24 protein-coding genes and 1 pseudogene are annotated in these 22216 nt (G+C 64.3%); 17 read left to right on the forward strand and 8 right to left on the reverse strand.

What is annotated here, in order from left to right:
- Position 1 precedes the first annotated feature (1 nt).
- The 13 genes and pseudogenes from ACFQL3_RS15980 (at position 2) to ACFQL3_RS16040 (ending at position 11886) form a co-directional block, all read left to right on the forward strand.
- On the forward strand, positions 2 to 1207 hold the full coding sequence (locus ACFQL3_RS15980; RefSeq protein ID WP_377056094.1) for an argininosuccinate synthase: 1206 nt from the start codon (positions 2 to 4) through the stop codon (positions 1205 to 1207).
- Position 1208: 1 nt separating this feature from the next.
- On the forward strand, positions 1209 to 2768 hold the full coding sequence (argH, locus tag ACFQL3_RS15985; RefSeq protein WP_377056096.1) for an argininosuccinate lyase: 1560 nt from the start codon (positions 1209 to 1211) through the stop codon (positions 2766 to 2768).
- Positions 2769 to 2938: 170 nt separating this feature from the next.
- The gene (gene lysW / locus ACFQL3_RS15990) at positions 2939 to 3103 is read left to right on the forward strand and encodes a lysine biosynthesis protein LysW (protein ID WP_377056098.1); all 165 of its coding nucleotides are present in this window, start codon (positions 2939 to 2941) and stop codon (positions 3101 to 3103) included.
- 40 nt (positions 3104 to 3143) lie between these two features.
- Complete coding sequence (lysX, locus tag ACFQL3_RS15995) at positions 3144 to 4028, forward strand: lysine biosynthesis protein LysX (protein WP_377056100.1); 885 nt, start codon at positions 3144 to 3146, stop codon at positions 4026 to 4028.
- A complete protein-coding gene (gene argC, locus ACFQL3_RS16000; RefSeq protein ID WP_377056102.1) occupies positions 4028 to 5074 on the forward strand; it encodes an N-acetyl-gamma-glutamyl-phosphate reductase in 1047 nt (348 codons plus the stop codon). The genes lysX and argC overlap by 1 nt, the downstream gene beginning before the upstream one ends.
- A gap of 61 nt (positions 5075 to 5135) precedes the next feature.
- The gene (locus ACFQL3_RS16005; protein ID WP_377056104.1) at positions 5136 to 6029 is read left to right on the forward strand and encodes an acetylglutamate/acetylaminoadipate kinase; all 894 of its coding nucleotides are present in this window, start codon (positions 5136 to 5138) and stop codon (positions 6027 to 6029) included.
- On the forward strand, positions 6026 to 7162 hold the full coding sequence (locus ACFQL3_RS16010) for an aspartate aminotransferase family protein (RefSeq protein ID WP_377056106.1): 1137 nt from the start codon (positions 6026 to 6028) through the stop codon (positions 7160 to 7162). The genes ACFQL3_RS16005 and ACFQL3_RS16010 overlap by 4 nt, the downstream gene beginning before the upstream one ends.
- Positions 7159 to 8229, forward strand: a complete 1071-nt coding sequence (locus ACFQL3_RS16015; protein ID WP_377056108.1) for a [LysW]-lysine hydrolase — start codon at positions 7159 to 7161, stop codon at positions 8227 to 8229. The genes ACFQL3_RS16010 and ACFQL3_RS16015 overlap by 4 nt, the downstream gene beginning before the upstream one ends.
- Complete coding sequence (gene argF / locus ACFQL3_RS16020) at positions 8226 to 9149, forward strand: ornithine carbamoyltransferase (protein ID WP_377056110.1); 924 nt, start codon at positions 8226 to 8228, stop codon at positions 9147 to 9149. Before ACFQL3_RS16015 ends, argF begins: the two co-directional genes overlap by 4 nt.
- A gap of 88 nt (positions 9150 to 9237) precedes the next feature.
- Positions 9238 to 9474 (forward strand): hypothetical protein, encoded by a 237-nt coding sequence (locus ACFQL3_RS16025; RefSeq protein WP_377056112.1) that lies wholly within the window; start codon positions 9238 to 9240, stop codon positions 9472 to 9474.
- Between the two features lie 194 nt (positions 9475 to 9668).
- Positions 9669 to 10049, forward strand: a complete 381-nt coding sequence (locus tag ACFQL3_RS16030; RefSeq protein WP_377056114.1) for a helix-turn-helix domain-containing protein — start codon at positions 9669 to 9671, stop codon at positions 10047 to 10049.
- A 39-nt stretch (positions 10050 to 10088) separates the two neighbouring features.
- Positions 10089 to 10511, forward strand: a pseudogene (gene hjc / locus ACFQL3_RS16035) (Holliday junction resolvase Hjc); the annotation flags it as partial.
- A gap of 61 nt (positions 10512 to 10572) precedes the next feature.
- Complete coding sequence (locus ACFQL3_RS16040) at positions 10573 to 11886, forward strand: cytochrome P450 (protein ID WP_377056116.1); 1314 nt, start codon at positions 10573 to 10575, stop codon at positions 11884 to 11886.
- 16 nt (positions 11887 to 11902) lie between these two features.
- Here ACFQL3_RS16040 and ACFQL3_RS16045 read toward each other — a convergent pair whose 3' ends face one another.
- Complete coding sequence (locus ACFQL3_RS16045) at positions 11903 to 12550, reverse strand: SWIM zinc finger family protein (RefSeq protein WP_377056118.1); 648 nt, start codon at positions 12548 to 12550, stop codon at positions 11903 to 11905.
- A 143-nt stretch (positions 12551 to 12693) separates the two neighbouring features.
- Between ACFQL3_RS16045 and ACFQL3_RS16050 the strand changes: the two genes are divergently transcribed.
- The gene (locus ACFQL3_RS16050) at positions 12694 to 13782 is read left to right on the forward strand and encodes a molybdopterin-dependent oxidoreductase (protein ID WP_377056120.1); all 1089 of its coding nucleotides are present in this window, start codon (positions 12694 to 12696) and stop codon (positions 13780 to 13782) included.
- Here the strand turns inward: ACFQL3_RS16050 and ACFQL3_RS16055 are convergent.
- Both ACFQL3_RS16055 and ACFQL3_RS16060 read right to left on the reverse strand, forming a co-directional pair.
- Entirely contained in the window at positions 13667 to 13927 is a 261-nt protein-coding gene (locus ACFQL3_RS16055; RefSeq protein WP_377057126.1) for a hypothetical protein, read from the reverse strand. The genes ACFQL3_RS16050 and ACFQL3_RS16055 overlap by 116 nt on opposite strands.
- Positions 13928 to 14127: 200 nt before the next feature.
- Complete coding sequence (locus tag ACFQL3_RS16060) at positions 14128 to 14493, reverse strand: Hsp20/alpha crystallin family protein (RefSeq protein ID WP_377056122.1); 366 nt, start codon at positions 14491 to 14493, stop codon at positions 14128 to 14130.
- A 245-nt stretch (positions 14494 to 14738) separates the two neighbouring features.
- On the opposite strand from ACFQL3_RS16060, the gene ACFQL3_RS16065 reads away from it, so the two are divergent.
- Positions 14739 to 14996, forward strand: a complete 258-nt coding sequence (locus ACFQL3_RS16065) for a DUF7472 family protein (protein WP_377056124.1) — start codon at positions 14739 to 14741, stop codon at positions 14994 to 14996.
- Here the strand turns inward: ACFQL3_RS16065 and priL are convergent.
- A complete protein-coding gene (priL, locus tag ACFQL3_RS16070; protein ID WP_377056126.1) occupies positions 14980 to 16014 on the reverse strand; it encodes a DNA primase regulatory subunit PriL in 1035 nt (344 codons plus the stop codon). The two genes, ACFQL3_RS16065 and priL, sit on opposite strands and share 17 nt — an antisense overlap.
- 79 nt (positions 16015 to 16093) lie before the next feature.
- Here priL and ACFQL3_RS16075 point away from each other — a divergent pair, with 79 nt between their 5' ends.
- Positions 16094 to 16681: a DUF7474 family protein gene (locus ACFQL3_RS16075; RefSeq protein ID WP_377056128.1), complete on the forward strand. Its 588-nt coding sequence runs from the start codon at positions 16094 to 16096 to the stop codon at positions 16679 to 16681.
- 7 nt (positions 16682 to 16688) lie between these two features.
- Here ACFQL3_RS16075 and ACFQL3_RS16080 read toward each other — a convergent pair whose 3' ends face one another.
- On the reverse strand, positions 16689 to 17648 hold the full coding sequence (locus tag ACFQL3_RS16080) for a C-terminal binding protein (RefSeq protein WP_377056130.1): 960 nt from the start codon (positions 17646 to 17648) through the stop codon (positions 16689 to 16691).
- A 132-nt stretch (positions 17649 to 17780) separates the two neighbouring features.
- On the reverse strand, positions 17781 to 18524 hold the full coding sequence (locus ACFQL3_RS16085; protein ID WP_377056132.1) for a DNA polymerase sliding clamp: 744 nt from the start codon (positions 18522 to 18524) through the stop codon (positions 17781 to 17783).
- 131 nt (positions 18525 to 18655) lie between these two features.
- On the opposite strand from ACFQL3_RS16085, the gene ACFQL3_RS16090 reads away from it, so the two are divergent.
- Positions 18656 to 19423, forward strand: coding sequence for an SAM-dependent methyltransferase (locus tag ACFQL3_RS16090; RefSeq protein ID WP_377056134.1), 768 nt, complete (start codon positions 18656 to 18658; stop codon positions 19421 to 19423).
- Here ACFQL3_RS16090 and ACFQL3_RS16095 read toward each other — a convergent pair.
- Positions 19420 to 19596 carry a ribbon-helix-helix domain-containing protein gene (locus tag ACFQL3_RS16095; RefSeq protein ID WP_377056136.1) on the reverse strand — a complete coding sequence of 59 codons (177 nt, stop codon included), beginning with the start codon at positions 19594 to 19596 and terminating at the stop codon, positions 19420 to 19422. The two genes, ACFQL3_RS16090 and ACFQL3_RS16095, sit on opposite strands and share 4 nt — an antisense overlap.
- Positions 19597 to 19689: 93 nt before the next feature.
- Positions 19690 to 22185 (reverse strand): twin-arginine translocase subunit TatC, encoded by a 2496-nt coding sequence (locus tag ACFQL3_RS16100; protein WP_377056138.1) that lies wholly within the window; start codon positions 22183 to 22185, stop codon positions 19690 to 19692.
- Positions 22186 to 22216 lie beyond the last annotated feature (31 nt).

Here is a 22216-nt window from a genome sequence, read left to right on the forward strand (position 1 = left end):
AATGGAACGTGTGGCCCTCGCATTTTCGGGCGGACTCGACACGACAGTCTGTGTCGGACTGCTCGAAGAGGAGTACGGATACGACGAAGTAATCGGCGTCACCGTCGACGTCGGACAGCCAGCCGAAGAGTTCGAAGAGGCCGAAGAGACCGCCGAGGCGCTCGGCGTCGAGACGTACGTCGTCGACGCCCGAGAGGAGTTCGCCGAGCTCTGTCTGGACTCGCTGAAAGCGAACGCAACCTATCAGGGCTATCCGCTCGGGACCGCGCTGGCGCGACCCGTCATCGCGAACGCGATTCTCGACACTGCAATCGAACAGGACTGCGATGCCGTTGCACACGGCTGTACCGGAAAAGGGAACGATCAGCTACGGTTCGAGGCCGTCTGGCGCGACTCGGAACTGGACGTGATCGCCCCTGTCCGCGAACTCGAACTCACCCGCGAGTGGGAGATGCAGTACGCCGAAGACCACGACCTCCCCGTCCAGAGCGGTAACGACGGCGACTGGTCGATCGACACCAACCTCTGGAGTCGCTCGGTCGAGGGCGCGAACCTGGAGAAACCGAACTACGTCCCGCCGGAGGACATCTACGACTGGACCGATGCGCCGGGCACCGCCGGCGACGCCGACATCGTCGAGATCGAGTTCGAGGACGGCGAACCGGTCGCCGTCGACGGCGAGGAGTACGGCCCCGTCGAACTGATCGAGCACCTCAACGAGCGTGCGGGCGCGTACGGTATCGGCCGCACGGACATGATGGAAGACCGCATGCTCGGTCTCAAAGTCCGCGAAAACTACGAGCATCCCGCCGCGACAGTGCTGCTCAACGCCCACGAGGCACTGGAGGGACTCGTCCTGACCCAGGAAGAACGCGAAGCCAAGCAGGGCATCGACCAGCAGTGGTCGAAAAAGGCCTACCAGGGCCTGATCGACGCCCCGCTCGTCGACGCGCTCGAAGGGTTCATCGAGAAGACCCAGTCCCGCGTCACCGGCACGGCAACGATCAAACTCGAAGGTGGGAGCGCCCGCCCGGTCGGCCGCGAGAGCGAGTATGCCGCCTACTCCGAGGAGGCCGCCTCGTTCAACACCGAGACGATTCAGGGCCAGGGGATCACCCAGAAGGACGCCACCGGCGTCGCCAAGTACCACGGCTACCAGGGCCGCCTGGCAAACGCCGTCACCGAGCAGGTCGACGGGGACGAGTGAGATGACCGAGGAGAGAGACCCCAGTTCCGATGTAGTCCGGCGCGACCGCTTCAGCGGCGGCCCCGCCCGGGAGTTCCTCTCCTCGATGGACGCGGACACGCGCATCTTCGCGGCCGATATCGCAGTCGACCGCGCACACGTCGTCATGCTGGCCGAGCAGGACGTCATCGAGGACGACATCGCCGGCGAGATGCTCGCGGCGCTGGGCGATATCGAAGCCGCGGGCCACGACGCCCTGCCGGAGGGTGAGGACGTCCACGCCGCGATCGAGACCGCCGTGATCGAGCGCGTCGGGCGGGACGGCGGCAAAATGCACACCGCGCGCTCGCGCAACGACGAGGTGGCGACCTGTATCCGCTACCAGTTGCGCGAGGACCTGCTCGACGCCGTCGAGGCAACTGTCGCGCTGCGCGAGCAGTTACTGGAGACCGCAAGCCAGCATACGGAGACGATCATGCCCGGCTACACGCATCTCCAGCCTGCACAGCCGACGACCGTCGCCCACTGGCTCTGTTCGTACGAGCAAGCGATCGCACGTGATACCGAACGCCTGCTCGATGCCTACGAGCGCGTGAACCGTTCGCCCCTGGGCGCGGCGGCCTTCGCCGGGACGACGTTCGACATCGACCGCGAGCGCACTGCAGCGCTTCTCGGCTTCGGGGGCGTCCCAGCGAGCGGAGCGAGTGAGGGCCCGGTAGCGCATCGCTCGACCGGTGTCGTCGAGAACTCGATGGACGCCTCCTCGGCGCGTGATTTCCTGCTCGAAAGCGTGACCGCGCTGGCCACCCACACCACCACCCTTTCGGGACTCGCCGAGGACGTCATCGTCTTCGCCAATCGCGGCTTCGTCGAGCTATCGGACGATTACGCTTCGACGTCTTCGATCATGCCCCAGAAGAAGAACCCGGACACGCTCGAACTCGTTCGCGCGACTGCGGGCGAGGCGGCGGCCGGAGTCAACGGCCTGTTGACGACGCTCAAAGGGCTACCACGCGCATACAACCGCGATCTGCAGTCCGCGACGCCCTATGCATGGGAGACCGTCGACGCCGTGCTCGACGCGACCGACGTGGTCGGCGGGGCCGTCGCCACGGCCGAGTGGCCCGAAGACGTGCTCGCCGACGCCGCTGGCGAGGGCTTCTCGACGGCGACCGGCGTTGCCGACCTGCTGGCCGCCCACGGGCTTCCGTTTCGAACGGCCCACGAGGTCGTCGCGGTCGCCGCGGAGGAGATCGAAACACGAGACACCGACCAGTCGGACGAAGACGGCCGGCAAGAGGGTAAAACCGATCTCGACGCCGTCGACGCCGCGGCACGCGAGGTGCTCGACGACCCCGTTTCAGAGTACGTCGACCCCGAAGCGGTCGAGGCCGCGCTCGATCCGGTCGAAAGCGTTGCCTCCCGTGATTCGATGGGGGGGCCGGCGGCCACAGCGGTCGCGGCCTACCTCGACGAGGCCGATGGACGGGTCGACGCCGATCAGGAGACACTCGCCGACCGCAGAGAGAATCTCGAAACCGCACGCGACCAGCTCGATACCGCGGTGAGCGACTATGTGTGAGCCACCCGAGAGACGGCGATCCCCGCCCGGGGAAACATATATAATTTGATACTGGATCAGCAAAAACTCTGCAAACTCTGTTTTTGGACCGTTAGCTTGCAGTGTGCGTATTTCTTTTCTCTGATAAGTTCGCAGGATTTAAGTAGGTATAGGAACGAGAGAGGAGTACAATGGTAGAATGCGTCGAATGCGGGGCGGAGGTCTCCCTGCACGACAGCCTCGAAGTCGGAGAGATCATCGATTGTACCACCTGCGGCGCGGAACTGGAAGTGATCGACGTCGAACCACCCGAACTCGACAAGGCCCCAGAGCTCGAAGAGGACTGGGGCGAGTAATGACGGCAGGAGCGGTGAGCACGCCCACGAGGATTCCTCTATGAAAGTCGGATTACTCTACTCCCGGATCAGGAAAGACGAGAAACTGCTACTCGAAGAGCTACGCGACCGCGACCACGAGGTCGCAAAGATCGACGTGCGCAAACAACGCTTTTCGATCCGGGAGCCGCCGGAAGCGTTCGAGGGCGTCGACATCGTACTCGACCGCTGTCTGGCGACGAGCCGGAGTCGCTACGCCACGCAGTTCTGTGATGCGTACGACATCCCGGTCGTCAACAGCGCCGAGACCGCCGAGATCTGTGCCGACAAGGTGAAAAACAGCCTCGCGCTCGAACGGGCGGGGATCCCTACACCGAACACCGAGGTCGCGTTTACCAAGGAGTCGGCCATGGAGATCATCGAGTCCTTCGGCTACCCCTGCGTGATCAAGCCGGTTATCGGCTCGTGGGGACGCCTGATGGCCAAGATCGACTCCCGCAGCGCGGCCGAAGCCGTGCTCGAACACAAGGCGACGCTCGGCCACTACGAGCACAAGGTGTTCTACGTGCAGGAGTTCGTCGACAAGCCCGGCCGGGACATCCGCGTACTGGCTGTCGACGGTGAACCCGTCGGCGCGATGGTCCGCTCGTCGGAGCACTGGCTGACCAACGCCGCGAAGGGTGCCGAAACCGACGCCTTCGAGCTAGATGACGAGGCGCGAGCGCTCGTCAAAGAGGCCAGTGACGCCGTCGGCGGCGGCCTCCTCGGCGTCGACCTGATGGAGACGGGGGTGTCCCAGGACGACGATGCACCCGAAGCGGGTGGCTACACCGTCCACGAGGTCAACCACACCGTCGAGTTCAAGGCACTGAACGACGCCACCGAGATCGACGTGACGGGCGAAGTCGTCGACTGGCTCGAATCGAAGGTCGAGGTGACTGCGTGATGGCCGACCTGACCGCGGGCGTCGTCGGCGCGAGCGGCTTCACCGGCGGCGAACTGCTTCGCCTGCTGGCGAGCCATCCGAATTTCGACATCGCACAGGCGACAAGCCGGAGCTACGACGGCAAGTCCGTCGGCTCCGTGCATCCGAACCTCCGCGGGACGCACCCGGAGCTGCGCTTTTCCGATCCCGAGGAGCTAGCGACCGTCGACGTGCTGTTCACGGCGACGCCCCACGGCGTCTCGATGGAGCAGATCGACCGGTTTCAGGACGCGGCCGACACCGTCGTCGACCTCTCGGCTGACTTCCGCCTGGATACCGAAGCGGCCTACGACGAATGGTACGACGGGCACTCCCGGCCGGAACTGCTCGAAGGATCGGTCTACGCGCTCCCGGAGATTACGCGCGATGAGCTACCGGGCGCTGATCTGATCGCCTCCGGCGGCTGTAACGCCACGGCGACGATTCTGGGCCTGCATCCGCTGATCGAGGCGGGCGTCCTCGACGGCTCCGAACAGGTCGTCGTCGACGTGAAGGTCGGCTCCTCGGAAGGCGGTGCGGGCGGCGGCGACGCCTCCTCGCATCCCGAGCGCTCGGGCGTCGTCCGCCCGTACGCGCCGACCGGCCACCGCCACGAGGCCGAGATCGAGTCGTTCCTCGGACTGGACGTCTCCTTTACCTGCCACGCGGTGGACATGGTACGCGGCGCGTCGGCAACTGCCCACGTCTTCCCGAACGGACCAGTCTCGAAAGGCGACCTCTGGAAGGCCTACCGCGGCGCGTACGAGGACGAACCGTTCATGCGCATGGCCGCGGGCGGGAGCGGCGTCTACCGGTATCCCGAACCGAAAGCCGTCGCCGGCACGAACTACGGCGAGGTCGGCTTCGAACTCGACCCCTCGAACGAGCGCATCGTCGTCTTCTCGGCTATCGACAACATGATGAAGGGTTCTGCCGGGCAGGCCGTCCACGCCACCAACGTCGCGCTGGGACTCGACGAAACGGCCGGACTGGAGTTCCAGGGGCTCCACCCCATTGGATCGCCGTAGCGGCCGTGAACCGTCAACTTTTGATACCGACACACACTGAATACATGCAACAGGGATTCTCATGACAACTGTCGTCAAGATCGGTGGAGCGCGTGCCGTCGACCCGGCAGGTGCACTCGCCGACGTCGCGAAGCTGGTTGAACAGGATGAACAGGTAGTCGTCGTCCACGGTGGCTCGACCGCCGTCGACGACACGCTAGAGGAACTCGGCGAGGAGCCGACGTACGTCGAGACACCGGGCGGCGTCGTCGGGCGGTTTACCGACGAACGCACCATGGAAGTGTTCGAGATGGTGCTCCCCGGACGGCTCAACACCGATCTGACCGCCGGCCTGCAGAACCAGGGCGTCGACGCAGTCGGCCTTTCGGGCGTCGACGGCGGACTCATCACGGGCCCCCGGAAGTCCGCGGTTCGAGTCGTCGAAGACGGCACGAAGAAAATCAAGCGCGGCGACCACTCCGGAAAGATCACCGACGTCAACGCCGGTCTGCTGGAGACACTACTTGGCGACGGCTACACACCCGTCGTGACGGTACCGATGCTCGGCGAAGAGAGCGTGGAACGCAGTTCCGCGGAGAGCGGCGATGAGCCGCGATCAAAGCGGTTCACGCCGGTCAATGCCGACGCGGACCGCGCCGCGGCCGCAGTGGCCGGCGCGCTCGACGCAACGCTGGTCGTCCTCACCGACGTCCCCGGCATTCTCGCCGACCCCGACGACGAGTCGACCCTGATCGAGCGGGCGACCGACCCGGCGGGACTCGAAGGCATCGAGGAGGCCGCAGAAGGGTTCATGACGAAGAAGGTCATGGCCGCGAAGGAAGCCCTTGCTGGCGGCGCACGCGAGGTCGTCGTCGCCGACGCCAACGTCGATGCGCCGATCAGCGACGCTATCGACGGCGGCGGGACACACATCACGGCCGACGCACTGGCCGAGACCGCGGAGGGAGAGTCATGAGTGGCTTCGTCTTCAACGAGAAGCCGATCCAGATCGAGCGCGGCGAGGGCGCGTATCTCTACGACGACAGCGGGACCGAGTATCTCGATATGGGTGCCAGCTACGCCTGCGTCCCGCTCGGGCACAGCCACACGACCGTCGACGACGCCGTCCACGAGCAGGTCGACGATCTGACCTACGTGCAGGCGTCCTATCCGGTGCAGAGCCGGACCGATCTCTACGAGCTACTGGCCGAGACGGCACCGAAGACCGTCGACAACGTGTGGCTCTGTAACTCCGGCACCGAGGCCAACGAGGCCGCGCTGAAGTTCGCCCGATCGGCGACGGGGAACTCGAAGATCGTGGCCACGATGCAGGGCTTTCACGGTCGGACGATGGGCGCGCTGGCGACGACCTGGAAGAACAAGTACAAGACGCCGTACGAGCCGTTGATCGGCGACGTGGAGTTCGTCCCGTACAACGACGGCGATGCGATGGCCGAGGCGGTCGACGAGGACACTGCCGCCGTGATCGCCGAGCCGATTCAGGGCGAGGGCGGCATCAACCCGGCCACGAAGGAGTTCCTCCAGACCACCCGCGTCGAGACGGCGACGAACGGCGCGGCCCTGATCTTCGACGAGGTACAGACCGGGATGGGACGGACCGGATCGCTGTGGGCCGCGAACGGGAGCGACGTCGTCCCCGACATGATCACCAGCGCGAAGGGGTTGGGCAACGGGCTTCCCATCGGCGCAACGCTGTGTCGCGACTGGATCGCCGAGGACTACGGCTCGCACGCCTCGACGTTCAGCGGCGGTCCCGTCATCAGCGCCGCCGCCGAAGCGACGGTCTCGACCATCGTCGACGAGGAGATACCGGCCCACGCCCACGAAATCGGGCGCTATCTCCGCGAAGAGATCGAGGCCGAACTCGGCGACGTCGTCCGCGACGTCCGCGGCGAGGGACTGATGATCGGCATCGAAGTCAAGCGCGGATCGAACCGGCTACTGAAGCAACTCGCGCTGAACCACGGGATCCTCGCGCTACCCGCCGGGCGGTCGGTCCTGCGGCTACTCCCGCCGCTGACGATCGACCGCGAGCACGCGGATCAGGTCGTGGATGCGCTGGTCGACATACTGGGTGAGAACGAATGACGGCGACAGTCGAGACCAGCGCGGACAGCGAGGCCCGCGACCTGCTCGTCGATCTGGTGAGCATCCCCTCGCCGACCGACGAGGAGCGCGAGGCCGCCGAGCGACTGGCGACGTTCTTCGAGGCGCACGACCGCGAAGTCTGGATTGACGAGATCGGAAACGTGCGCGCGCCGGCCAACGACTCGGTGTTACTCACGTCACACATCGACACCGTCCCGGGCGACATCCCGGTACGGATCGAAGAGGGCGACGACGGCAAGATGCTGTGGGGGCGCGGCAGCGTCGACGCGACCGGCCCGCTCGCCGCAATGGCGGTCGCGGCCGTCGAGACCGGCGTCAGTTTCGTCGGCGTCGTCGGCGAGGAGGTCGACTCCCGCGGCTCTCGGTTCGTGATCGACGACCGCGATCGCGTGCCGGACGTTGTCATCAACGGTGAGCCCAGCGGCTGGGACGGTATCACGCTCGGTTACCGCGGACTGCTCGCCGGCACCTACGTCGCGACGAGCGAGTCCGGACACACTTCCCGCCCGGAGAACAACGCCGTCCAGGACGCTATCGCCTGGTGGTCGAACGTCGAGAGCGAGTTCGAGGCCGACGACTGGGAGCCCGTCTTCGAGCGAGTCACGCCGAAACCGACGAGTATGAACGGCGGTCTCACCGACGACGGCCTGTCCGTCGAGGCGACGATGGATGTCCAGCTCCGGATCCCGCCGGACCTGACAGTCGAGGAGGTCCGCGAGATCGCGGACGGCTACCTCGACGGGATGGGCTCGGTCCACTGGAAGGACAAGGTCGAACCGGTGATGGAGAGCTCGCGGACCGAGGTGGCTCGCGCGTTCCGCGTCGCCATCCGGGAGAGCGGCGGCGATCCGCGCCTGCTCAGAAAGACCGGGACGAGCGACATGAACGTCTTCGCTGACCACTGGGACAGTCCGATCGTCACCTACGGGCCCGGTGACTCGGATCTCGACCACGCGCCGAACGAGCACCTGTCGCTGGCGGAGTACGACCGCTCGATCGAGGTGCTCGAATCGGTTACGGAACGACTCATAGGTGAACACGAATGAGCGAGAGTCCACGACACTTCCTCGACGTAGACGACCTGACACGCACAGAACTGGAGACCGTCCTCGACGTCGCCAGCGAGTACAAATCCGAGTTCGCGGACGGCGTCACACACGACGACTTCGACCAGCGCACGCTCGGGATGGTGTTCCAGAAGCCAAGCACGCGGACCCGAGTCTCCTTCGAGACCGGGATGACCCAACTGGGAGGCCACGCCGTCTTCCTCGGCGAAAGCGACATCCAACTCGGGCGGGGCGAACCGCTCAAGGACACCTCGCGCGCACTCTCACGATACGTCGACCTGCTGATGGCCCGCGTGTTCAACCACGCCAACATCGAAGAGCTGGCCAGCTACGCCGACGTCCCGGTGATCAACGGGCTGACCGACGACGCCCACCCCTGCCAGACGCTCGCGGACCTGCTGACGATCCGCGAGCACAGGGGCGATCTGAACGACGTCTCGGCGGCATGGGTCGGCGACGGCAACAACGTCGCCCAGTCATTCGCACTCGGCTGTGCGCTCACCGGCGTCGACCTCACCATCGCCACGCCCGAGGGGTACGGTATCGACGAGGACGTCGTCGAGCGCGCCGCAGACCTCGGCGGCGAGCCGACAGTCACGACTGACCCGGTCGAGGCAGTTGCGAACGCCGACGTCGTCTACACTGACGTCTGGATCAGCATGGGCCAGGAGGACGAGCGAGACGTCCGGATGGACGACTTCGACGGGTTCCAGTTGAGCGACGAACTGCTGGCCGATGCCGACGACCCCATCGTGATGCACTGTCTGCCGGCCCATCGCGGGGAAGAGGTCACTGACGACGTCATCGAGAGCGACAGTGCGGTCGTCTGGGATCAGGCGGAGAACCGGCTACACGCGCAGAAGGGACTGATGGTCTGGCTGGACGAGCAAGCCGAGTGAACAAAGTCCCGGGATCGGCCGCATGACCGATCCCGTTTCGAGCGTGAATCTGGGTGATTCTTGTGATCGGGCCTCGAACGGCTGAGTGATGAGTGAACCGCTCCGCGTGGCATCCGGCGAACTGAGCATGGACGAACTGGTGGCGACGCTCAACGAGGGCCAGCGAGTGATCGTCGAGACGGAGATGCTCGGTTCGACCTACGACGTAACGCTACGGTTCGACGGCGGGACCTACTACTGTGACACGCCGACAACGCTCCACAAGCACGACGACGAGGCCGAGATGCGGGAGTGTATCCGCCGGTTCGGATACAGCACCGACTGACCGTTGTTCCGGGCGAACAGGCGACATCGCGGCCCACGACGCGGCATGTCGCGCACCCGCCTCGTCCAGCGCCGTGGTAGTGGGGTCGGGGACGAGTCGGGAGTAGCCCCGTTTCGGTTCATAAACCTGTGTCTCAGGCGGTATGATCTGTCGGAAGTGTCCGGTTTTATCTCCCGGTCGCTCTATGTCCAGATATGACCGAGTCTCCTGACCCCAACATGCGGCGTCTGATGGAAGCCGCCGAGCCGGATTTCACCGTCGTGATGTCCTGCGTGTTCGGCGTCAACGAACACGTTACCCGGACATACGTGCGGTTGCTCGACCAGCCTGGAAGCACGGTCGAAGAGCTAGCCGACGCGCTAGACCGGGATCGGAGCAACGTCAACCGCGCGCTGACGACGTTGCTTGATCTGGGCCTTGCGACGCGCGAGCGCAGACTGCTCGATTCTGGCGGCTACGTCTACCAGTATATGGCCGTCCCGCTCCCGGAAGCAAAGGAGATGCTGAAAGAGGGACTCGACGCGTGGGCGGAGCAGGTCCACGGCGTCATCGAGGAGTTCGAAGAGCAACCCTGACCACGGGGGTTAAGGGAGCGCCGACCCAGCATCTACCCGATGTCGAACGCGAAGGGCGACAGGCGAGAGCGCGAACTCGTGAACGAACTCGACGCCGCCGGTTTCGCCGTGATGCGTGCGCCGGCGAGCGGGAGTGCCACCGACCGGGAGCTACCGGACGTACTGGCTGGCGATGGGGAGACCTTCTACGCTATCGAGGCGAAATCGAGCGCCGGCGATCCGATCTATCTGACCGGCGAAGAGGTCGAGGCGCTGGTGTACTTCGCACAGAACTTCGGGGCGAAGCCACGGATCGGTATCCGGTTCGACCGGGAGGACTGGTACTTTTTCCATCCGGCGGATCTGTACACGACCGACGGGGGGAACTACCGGGTGAAAAAGGAGACCGCACTGGCCGACGGGACCGACTTCGACGAACTGACCGGCCACTCCAGTCAGGCCCGACTCGACGACGTCGACGACTGATCTATCAGATATCGTATCTACGTGCGGTTCATGTTTGTGTGGGCTAATATACGGACAAATGCAGCCAAAGCCCCCAGGTCCAAACAACTTCCCGGTAGTCGGGACCACGCCCTACTACTCGCGTGACCCGTTCCGATTCATGTCCGCAGTTCGCGATGCCTACGGTGACGTCGCGACGTTCGACCTCGGGCCACAGGAGACGTATATGGTTTCCTCGCCGAAGCTTGTCCAGCAGGTGCTCGTCGCGGAACCGGACCGCTTCCGAAAGCCCAAGTTCCAGAGCGACGCGATGGAGGACCTGCTGGGCAACGGCCTGTTGCTGAGCGAGGGCACGTTCTGGCAGGAGATGCGCCAGCTAGCCCAGCCAGCCTTTGCACCCGAACGGATCAACGAACTGACGGAAATGATGGCCACTCGGGCGGAGCATCTCGTCGACGGCTGGAGCCACGGCGAGGTGCGCGACATGGAAGTCGAGATGGCGACGGTGACCGTCGAGATAATCGTCGACGCGATGTTCGGCACCGAACTCGGGCCGGAGCGAACCCGGACCGTCCAGGAGAACCTGGAGCCGCTGGGTCGCCGGTTCGAGCCGGATCCGCGACGCGCAGTCGTCCCGGACTGGCTGCCAACCGCGGAGAACCGACAGTATCACGCGGCGATAGAGACCCTTGAGGGCGTCATCGACGACGTCGTCGCCGAGCGGACGGCCGAGGGGCTCGACGGCGACGACCTGCTCTCGATCCTGCTCCGTGCGCGCGACGACGGCCAGATAGACGACAAGCAGGTGCGCGACGAGGCCATGACGATGCTGCTCGCCGGCCACGACACGACCGCGCTAACGCTCACCTACGCGCTGTACCTGCTCTCGGAGAACCCGGAGGCCGAGCGCCGGCTTCACGAGGAGGTCGACGACGTGGTCGAGGGCAAGCCCGGAATGGGCGACATCCCGCAACTGGAGTACACGCGCTGGGTGCTCGATGAGGCGATGCGGCTGTACCCGCCGGTGTACACGATGTTCCGACAGCCGACAGAGGACGTCGAACTCGGCGGCTATGCGGTGCCGGAAGGATCGCTGGTCATGTTGCCCCAGTGGGCGGTCCACCGCGATCCGGAGAACTTCGAGGATCCCGAGACGTTCCGACCGGAGCGCTGGGAGTCGCCGTCGAACCCGCAGTTCTCTTACTTCCCGTTCGGTGCCGGGCCGCGAAGCTGTATCGGCAAGCGGTTCTCGCTCGTCGAGGCGACGATGGTACTGGCGTCGATTGCGGATCAGTGGACGCTCGACCGCGTCGACGACGGCCCGCTCGACCTGCGTGGCTCGCTGACGATGCATCCCGCCGACGGGATGGAGATGCGGATCGAGCGCCGCTGACGGACGGTACGACGGCTCAGGCGGTATCGGCGGGCGGCGTCGTCGAGAGCCGCGAGCGGGGGAACGAGTAGACGGTCAGGGAGTCGGGGACCGGCCCGTCCTCGGTCAACTCGAAGGATTGTGGATAGACCACCGAGACCACCGGGTCGTCGGCGTCGTACGCGCGGTTCGAGTAGTGCTCTGCGACGGTCCCGCGTGCCGCGGAGATAGAGACCTCGTCGGCCCGGCGCTCCGAGAGGCCGACGACGAGCAGTCGGTCGCCCATCTCGCGGTCGTACACAGTGTCCCCGACGCCAAGTTCGTGGGTCGGACAGAGGTAGGGTTCGGGTACTGTACGATCCATGAACAGGGTCTCGCCACAGCGCTCGCAGTCGACAGCGATCTGATCGGGCCCCGGAACACGTCCGGCCGTGATCTCGATAGCGACCCGCCGGACGTGTTTGCACCGTTCACCCCTGAAGCGGTGATCCGGGCAGGTACAGCGGCCTGCCGGTAGATCGACGAGATACGATTCGTCGCCCGCGCTGACGACCTCGTAGCTGCCGCGGCCGATCGAACGAACCGACATCCGTTCGGTCAGCGCTCGCCGGGAGCGGTCGTCGAGGTCGTCGATCGGGGCGTCAAGGAGGGCTGCTGACGCGGGTGTGTGTGCAGAGTGCGTCATACCTACAGATAAGGGCTGAACGAGTGTAAGGCTTGTTCAGCCCGTATAAACGCGGAGATCGGCAGATCCACACATCGGTAGCCGACACCGTTTCGTCGTCGCGACCGTATCGTTTTGTCTCGCTAGCACGTACCACAGTTGAGATGGGAGCGAGAGCCAGACTCCGTGACGCGCTCGACCGGTTCGAGCCGCCGCCACGGGCGGTCGACTGGTCGCTGCTGCTGTTCGTCTCCGCGGAGGTCGGTACCGGTCTCGTCTCCTTTACCGTCGGTGTTCCCGAGGGGTGGCCGCTCTTCTGGCTGCACCGCGCGCTCGGCTTCGCTATCGTCGGCCTGCTCGTCTGGAAGCTCGCACGCGTTCGACGGCGACTCACGGATCCGAGCCTGTGGCAGCGGTCGACGGCGCTGTCTGTCCTGACGCTCGTCGCCGCCGTCGGCGCGCTCTCGACGGGGATCCTCTGGGTCTTTGGACTCGACATACGGATCTCCTACTGGACCCTGCTGTCGGTCCACGTTGGGTTCGGGCTCGTGTTGCTCCTGCTCGTAGTTGCACACGCGTCGACGCGGTTCCGGCTCCCTCGCCGAGCCGACTTCGAGCGTCGGCGCACCGTCCTGCGATACACTGTGCTGCTGGGCGCGGGCGCTGCCGCGTATCGGCTTCAACAGGGCGTCAACGAGCTGCTCGATACCGCCGGTTCGGATCGTCGGTTCAGCGGCTCACAGCCGCGGGAGGGCGACGGAAACGGCGCGTTCCCGATCACGTCGTGGGTCGCCGACGATCCCGATCCGATCGACCGGGAGTCGTACCGGCTACAGGTCGACGGGCTAGTCGCCAACCCCATCGAACTCGACGCCGAGGAGTTGGCCGCGGGCCACGAGACGGAAGCGCTGCTCGACTGCACCAGCGGCTGGTACACGGTCCAGGAGTGGCGCGGGATCCGGGTCAGCGACCTGCTGGACGCGGCCGGCGAAATCGACGAGGAAGCGGCCTACGTCAGGTTCGTCTCGGTCACCGGCTACCGGTGGAGTCTCCCGCTCGCGGAGGCGGAGGACGCCCTGCTCGCGACGCACGTCGGCGAGGAGCGGTTGAGCCACGGACACGGCGCGCCGGCCCGACTTATCGCGCCCGGTCGGCGCGGGTTCCAGTGGGTGAAATGGGTGACGCACATCGAGGTCCGCTCGGAATACGACGCCGGACAGTGGGTGGTGACGCTGACCAGTGGATTCGACTGAGGGGGGCCGTCGTATCGACCTTGTCGAGCGCCGTCTCGAAGTGCTCGGCCGTGACCTCTATCTCCTCGACGCTCGCGTCGCTCTCCGCCTCCAGAACGTACTGCCGGACGGCGATCTGGGCCGCCTCTCGACAGACCGCCTCGATGTCCGCGCCGACGAAGCCGTCCGTCCCCCGTCTCGGCCGCTGATCTCGACGAAGTCACCGCTGCTGACGCCCAGTTCACCCAGTACTTCACGGTCGATGACAGCCATTCCGCTACCGGGATCGAGGTTTTTGAGTTGCTTCACTGTCAGTTGCATGCTGATCACCCCTGAAAAATTCGATACGGTCGGACGACAACGCGATCAGGCCTGGATCTCGATCTCTTTGCCGGTGACCTCACTACCGGTCTCGACCGGCAGTCGCACTTCGAGGATGCCGTTCGTATACTGGGCTTCGATCTCGTCGTCGTTGACCGTCTTCGGGAACCGGAACCGCCGGTGATAGGTCCGGCGCTCGCCGCGTCGTTCGTCCTCTTGCTCGCCGGCGATGTTGAGAACTCCATCGTCCCACGAGACGTCGATCTCTCTGGGATCGAAGCCCGGCATCTCGACGCTCAGGACGAACTCGTCGTCCTCTTCGTACAGTTCGAAGTCGTTACTACCGGTTTCGAAGAGTCGACTCGGGAAATCCAGGGATTGCATCCAGGAACTGGCTGGTCCGCTCTGCATGGCTGATCACCAGTGTTACGAGTAAAGATATGCACGCGGTTCGTAATAAATATTGTTAAATTTTGTCTACTAATAGATAGTGTAAACATTGGGAGTTCCCGACCTCAGCGGATTCGCGCCTCAGTGCCGGGATTTCGGCAATCGCCGACGTGGGGCGGTTGCTCCGGGGGTTCCGGAAACGGGTTCTCGGAAGCCGATACAGTGCCTTCGAAGCGCTTTTGATCGGCCCGTGGGTTCGATCAGGTATGGATATCGAGCGGGAACGAGTGATCGAGATCGTCGGCGCCGTCGGAGCAGTTGCGCTGATGATCGCTACGATGGTGTTCGTCGGGTCGACTTACGCGACAGAGGGCGCACTGACCGAGCAGGGCGGAATAATGCTCGTCGGTAGCGTGATCTTCTTCATTCTGCTGATGGCGGGAGTCGGCGTACTGCTGGCGTACAAGGTCAGCGGCGAAGAGGAAGAATCCGACGAAGATCCCGATCTCAGTCTCGAGCAGTAGACTCGGCGGCGTCGAGGCGCTCGCCGTAGTAGGTGAGCGGATGATCGATCTCTGAACATAGCTCGTCCTTGTCGACGCAGATTCCGAAGGCGTCCATCGTCGCACAGCTAGGCGGCGGATACTCGCCCGCCCCGTCTTCTCCCAGATGTGCGGCCTGATAGCGGGTGGCTTCGCCGTCGGCGGACTCGCCGGTGGAGAGGTCGGCGACTTCCTCGGGCGACAGCCCAAGACTCGCCAGAAAGGCAGTGAGCGCGAACCGGCCCGGTGGATCGAGGTCCTCGCCCTCGTCGACCCGGTCGAGCAGCGCGCGCATACACGGCGGGAACAGGTCGGGGCGGACGGCATCGAAGTCAGTGCTGAGTTGGCGGTCAGCGAGCGAGTCGTCGATCCGGCCGACGGCTTCGTCGAGACCCGTCGCGATGGCCTCCGGAACTGCAAGGGGAAGCCCCTCGGCGATCCGGTCGCGGATCGCCTGCTGGAGCAGGTCGTGCAGTTCGGTCTCCTCGACCGGTACGGTCCCGTCCGAGAGCGCCCGGTTGACAAGCCGCCAGTCCTCGCCGTCTAGATCAGCCGCAAGTCGGAGATACCGACCGACTGCAACCCGGTAGCCCTCGGTCGTCTCCTCGATATCATCGTTCAGATCGAACTCTGCGAGGAGGCGGTCGACCGAGAGGCGCTCGCCGCTGGTGCTTTTGAGCTGATCGTCCGCGGAGAGATCCGCCTCGAACCGCTCGCGAGCGGCGGCCGCTTCCGCGTGAGCGTATTTGCGGATCAGCACGTGTTCGTCGACGAGCGAGACCAGCACGCGGGCGATGGGGTAGGAGAGCAACTCGACGCGGCTGCGACGGTGGGACTCGCCGATCGTACCCTCTCTCAGCGCGGCGTCGACGCGCTCGACGGCCCGTTCGACGGCGGTCGCGCCGTCCCGGTTCACGAGTTCGACCAGGTCGACCTCGGCCGCCTCAACGGCCTCGCGGGCATCGTCGAGGAAGGGGTACCGCGCGTAGAGGCGCTTCATCGCTCCCGGATTGCGGTTGCGGTAGGATAAAACGACCGATCCGACAACCATTTTTGTTAACGACGTCCTATGGAGGGGTGTGACGTCGTATTTCGCGTATCCGTGTCCCGGCTGCCGGACGACGAACAACCTCCACGAGCCGGACTGCCGATTCTCGGGGACGGAGTGGCGCGAGATCGAACACGCGTACACCGCGATTCTGGCCGTCCTGTCGGCCGAGCCGTGCGCCGAGTCGGCGCTCCGGGAGACAGTCGACGCGCGCTGGAGTGGCCTCCACGCCGCGGCACTCGATCAGTTACAGCGCGAACACCGCGTCCGCGAGGCCGACGGCGTGCTGGAGCTACTGACGCCCGAAGAGCGCAAAGAACGCGTCAGCACGCCCACACACGACCCCGTCAAGACGATTTACGAGGAGGGCTCCGTACCTGGCTGTCACGACAACAGCATCTTCGCGTTGATCGCCTGGTTCGAGATGGTCGGTCTGGACTGGCCCGAGACCCGCGAGAACGTCATCGACTGGCTCCACGAGAGCGGCACGTGGGCCCGCGGCGGGTTCGAGGAGTCCTCGCCGGAGGAACTCGTCGACACGAAAGAGCACGTCCACGAGGAGGGCTACGGCTGGAAGGAGAAAGCGGTCGCAGCAAAACGAGTGATCGACGGCCACTAGGGCCGGGCTACCAGCCTTTCGGCTCGACCGTGTTCTCGGGCTCTTCGCCCTGCAGCGCGCGCAGCACGTCTCCTGAAACGATCTCGTTTAGATCCTGATGCGAGTCCGCCGAGTACCACGCTGCGTGGGGCGTGAGCACGACATCGTCCCGCTCCAGTAGCGGCGAGCCAGTCGGTGGCTCCTTTTCGAGGACATCGAGGCCCGCACCGAAGATATCGCGGTCAACGAGTGCCTCGTACAGCGCTTCCTCGTCGATGATCCCGCCCCGGCCGACGTTGACGACGATGGCGTGGTCGGCCAGTGTGTCGAAGGCGTCGGCATCGAACATGTGGTGGGTCTCCTCGGTCAGCGGTGCGTGGATCGTCACCGCGTCGGAGCGTTCGAGCAGTTCGTCGAACTCGACGATGTCGGCGTCGTACTCGTCGGCGACCTCCTGGTCGACGTACGGGTCGTAGACGACGAGGTCGAGATCGAACCCTTCGGTGAGTTCGGCGATTCGACGGGCGATCGTCCCGAACGAGACGATGCCGAGGGTCGAACCGTAAAACCGCGGGAACGGACGGTCCGGCATCCAGTTCCACTCCTCGTCTTTCACTTCACGGTCGTACTCGACGAGCGTCCGGCGACATGCAAGGAGGAGCGAGAAGGCGTGGGTCGAAACCTCGTTGGTCGAGTAGCCGGGGACGTTGACGACTGGAATCCCGGCCGCTTCGCAGGCTTCGACGTCGACGTTGTCGAAGCCAGTCCCGGCTCTTGCGACGATCTCAAGACTGTCGAGTTGATCGATCAGATCGGCACCGACGGCCGTGTTCACGTCGAGGATCACTGCGTTCGGATCGGCCTCGACGATGGCGTCTGCGTCGCCCGTCTCGATAGGGACGAGTTCATGATCGATCGATGAGAGCTGTTCACTGATTACGTCTTCTTTAATAAACGGCGTGTTGCTGACTGCGATTGACTTTGTCATAGATTCTTCACGGAAGATGGTTATTTACGTCGCGATTTGCGGTTGTTTTACCGCTCGACGTGGTCGTATGTGGTGTGTGGAGAGTAATAAATGGTCGTCTTCAACCCAGCGAGTGAGAACTGGCAGCAGGCCTCAGTCCGACTGGATCCGCGGAGCGAGCATGAAGGTGACGTTGCCATTGCCCTCGGCGATATCGAAGTGAAGTTTTACGGGGAACTCCTCGCCGAGTTCCATCGTCACTTCGCCGTCGTTGGCGATCGCTTTGTTCATATCCTTGAGATAGTCGAGGCTGAACAGCGACTCTGCGTCACCAGGCTGGAGATCGATCAGGTCCTCCTCGTCGAGTTCGAGGTGGACGTCGTCGGTGTCTCCGGCCGCCTGCACGTAGAACTGTTCGTCGGCCGCGTCGACCCCCAGCGCGATGTGATCGGAGACCATATCGGCGGCTTTCACCGCACGGTCGATATCCTTCCCCTCGATGACGACCTCCGCGGGGAGATCCAGATCCGGGATGTCGGGCTCCTGGCGGATCGAGTCGGGGTCGATCAGCGCGAGGGTGTACTCCAGTCCGTCGATCTGGATGTGAAGTTTGCGTGTCTCCTCGTCGAGTTCGAGTTCGATAAGCTGACCGGAGTCGGCCATCCCGGCGATATCTTCGAGTCGAGTGAGGTTGACACCGATCAGGCCGCCATCAGCCTCGTAGGACTCGAACGCCACCGCGTCGAGCGAGAGGTCGACCATGCCGACGTTGGCCGGATCGACCGCACGAATAGAGATGCCGTCCTCGTCGAGATGGATCTTACACTCGTCTACCAGCACGCTCACGGAGTCGAGTGCCGTTTTGAGCGTCTCCGCGCTAACGATCGCCTTGAACATATACCAACAGTTTGTAGCCCCACCCCATAAAAACCCACGCGTTCGCGCTCGCGCGTAGGGCAGAGCGCCCGGAGATGGAACACGGCAAGCGAAGTGCGTATACGGCCGGCCGGACAAATAGAGACAATCAGATGGCGCGGAAAGACAAATACTACAATCGGGCGAAACAGCAGGGCTACCGCTCGCGTTCGGCGTTCAAGCTCAAACAGCTAGACCGCGACGAGAACCTTCTCGGCGAGGGTGACGTGGTTGTCGACCTCGGTGCCGCCCCCGGCGGGTGGATGGAGGTCGCGGCGGAGGAAGTCGGCGAGGAGGGAACGGTGATCGGCGTCGACCGCCAGCGGATCGACGATATCGAGTCCGAAGCGACCGTCAAGACGGTTCGCGGGGATATGACCGAAGAGGACACCCGCGAGCAGGTCCGCGACGTCGCAGGCGACGTCGACACCGTTATCTCCGACATGGCACCGAACATGACCGGCGAGTACCACCTCGACGCCGCCCGTTCGGCCCACCTCGCGCGGATGGCCTTCGAGACGGCGCTCGACGTGCTCGACAGCGGCGGCGACCTCGCAGTGAAGATCTTCCAGGGCCAGGATCTGGAACCGCTTCGCGAGGACATCGACGAGGAGTTCAAATACGTCCGGACGATGACACCGGACGCCTCCCGTGACGAGTCTTCCGAGGTCTACCTCGTCGCGAAGGAACGACTGACCGCACCGGTCCGAGCGGGCGAGGAACTGACCGTGACCATCGAGGACGTCGGGAGCGAGGGCGACGGCATCACCAGCGTCGATGGTTTTCGGCTGTTCGTCCCGGATACCGAGATCGGTGAGACCGTCGACGTGCGGGTCGACGCGGTCAAATCGCAGTTCGGCTTCGCGGAACGGATCGACTAGTCCTCGGAATCCAGGCGGCCGTGACGCTCGTCGATCTCGTCGAGAATATCGAGGTTCTTTCTAACCGAGGCGCGGATCGCCTCGCTACGGTTCACGTACTTGCCGTCCTCCCCGACGTGGTCGTCGAGGTCATCGAGTAGTTCCGCCGGAACCTCGACGCTGATCTTTGGCATACGAGAGGATACTCGCGGCCCCTAATGAGAATGGCGACTGTCACTACCGAGAGCAGACGGACTGTCGATTATGAGACGGTTCGCAGGGATCGATCAGGACGGCGTCTCCCCACGCCGGCCGATCTTCCGTCGCGGCAGTGTGAGCACCCAGAGGATCGCAAGCCCGATCAGGTAGGCAAGAGCGGTCGGGATAGCGAGCAACATCATGGTGAACAGCCCACCGGGCGAGAACGCCGCCGAGAGCGCGAAGACGGTGATGGTGACGATCCGCCAGCGGTCGTACATCGACTCGAACGAGATGATGTCGTTCCGGGCAAACAGCCACATCGTCATGGGGATGTTCGCGAGCAACCCGATCCCAGCGGTGAGGAAGAACACCATCCAGAAGAAGTTTCTCAGCCGGAACGCTACGACCACGCCGGCGTCGATGGCGTCAGTCACCAGATAGGAGATGATCCCCGGCGCGATGACGAAGAAGCCAAGCAGGCTCCCGCCGATCAGGCTGGCGAACAGGTAGATACCCCAGGCGTAGAACACGCTACGGGAGCCACCTTCGCTGCTGACGAGCCCACGTTCTTCGAGCGCTGGCCAGGCGTAGTAGAGGATCATCGGGAGCACGGCTACCAGGGCGATAATGCTGCTGACCTGCACCTCGAAGATCAGCACTTCGACGGGATGGAGCGCGATGACCTCGTCGGTCGCCGAGAACGCCTCGTTGACCTCGACGCCCGGTAGATAGGTCGGGCGGGTGATCCCTGCCGCGGTGGCCTGCTGGACGTCAGTCCGTAGCTCCGCCGGCACGCGGGCGAGGAACTGCTCGCGGATCGTTCCGATCCCGCCGGAGTAGAGCCACATGAACAGGCCGACGAAGACGACGGTGAAGACGCCGAAGATGCGGAACACTTTCGATGTGAGGCTCTCGACGATAAACCGCATATCGTAGAAGTAGCCGCCGAGTTCCTCCTCGTCGGTGTCTTCCTCCAGGAACGGGTTGAGCATCCCGGTTGCGGTGTCGGTGACGACGTTCGAGGAGTCGTCCTCCTGAACGCCGGCGGTGGCCGCGTCGTCGCTCTCGCCCGCGGCCGGTTCGGCCTCCTGAATCTCGTCGAACCGGTCGAGGATCGCTTGCGCTTTCTCCGGCTGGTCGTCCTCCATCGCCGTCTGTGCGATGCCGACCGCCTCGTCCTCGGTCAGATCGAGGAACGGTTCCGGCGGTGCCGCTCTGACCCCGCCGGCATCGAGTTCTGCGAGGTCGATTTCGGCCGGGGCGGCCGCCTCGTGTGCCTCCTCGACTTCGTCGAACCGGTCGAGGATGGCCTGCGCTTTCTCCGGCCGGTCGTCCTCCATCGCCGCCTCTGCGAGGCCGAGCGCCTCGTCTTCGGTCAGGTCGATGAACGGTTCCGGCGGTGCCGCTCTGATCCCACCGGCATCGAGTTCCGCGAGATCGATTTCGGCCGGTTTGCCGGCGCTCGCGGGAGCGGGGCCGCCGACGCCGCGCTCGGAGTACTTCGGCTGGACGGGCGCTTTGAGCACCTGCAGCGTGTAGTAGGCGACGCCGAGCAGGCCCGTGAAGACGGCGACCTGCAGCGCAATGACGGCCTGGTCGACCGTCTCACCGGCAGTGAGTTCACCGCCGGGACGAAGCAGTTCGGGGAGTCGTGGAAGCAGTTGCTGATTGAGCAGTTCGATCCCACCCAGCGAGAGAAAGGCGAACGCGGCGGCGAAGACACCGACCACGGCGACGCCGAGTGTCAGTGCCTTCCGGCGGAAATTCCCGGAGTCGACGGCGTCGGGTGCCTGTCCGGCCCGCTTGACGTTCGTGATCACCTTGGCGAGACCGAGACTGGCCGCGTACAGCGTCACGAGCGGGACGCCCCACATGATCTGGGTGAAGGGGTCCGGCGGCGAGAAGATCATCCCGAAGACGAAGATGCCCAGAACCGCGTACTTCCACTTGTCGCGGAACGTCTCATACGAGACGATTTCGGTGTACGAAAGCACGGCCATCACGAGCGGGAGTTGGGCCGCGAGACCGAACGAGAGTGTCAACAGGATGATGAACTCGGTGTATCTGACGATACCGTAGCTAGGCTTGATCCCCGCGTTCGTCGCGTTCGTCGCGAGGAACTCGAACATGAACGGGAAGAAGAATGCGTAGGCGTAGACGATACCGCCGACGAACAGTGTGAGAATGGCGAGAGCGAAACCGGCGATCCGGCGTTGATTGATCGGGACCGCGTCTTCGGCGCGTTCGAGGATTGCCTCACGGCCGTAGTAGAGGATCACCGGGAGCGTAAACAGCGCACCGACGACTAGCCCGATCTTGATCTGTAGGAGGATGACGTCGAAGGGAGTCCGGACGACGATATCAGTGTTGGCGGCGACCGCCTCGCTCATCCGGGACTTCGTGTTGGCTTCGAGAAAGTTCCAGACGTAGATCCGCATCGCCCAGATCGTCCCCATCATCCCGATAACAAAGGCGATAAACGCCTTCTGGAGATGCTTCTGTGCGCCAGTGAGAATCCCACCGATCGTCTCGCGCCCCTCGGCGATCGTCTGGGCCGTGTCGTCGTCGACGGCCGAACTCATAGACTACCGGGACTTGACCGCTTGCCGTTAT

The sequence above is a fragment of the Natronoarchaeum sp. GCM10025321 genome (genome assembly GCF_042663585.1).
Lineage (GTDB): Archaea > Halobacteriota > Halobacteria > Halobacteriales > Natronoarchaeaceae > Natranaeroarchaeum.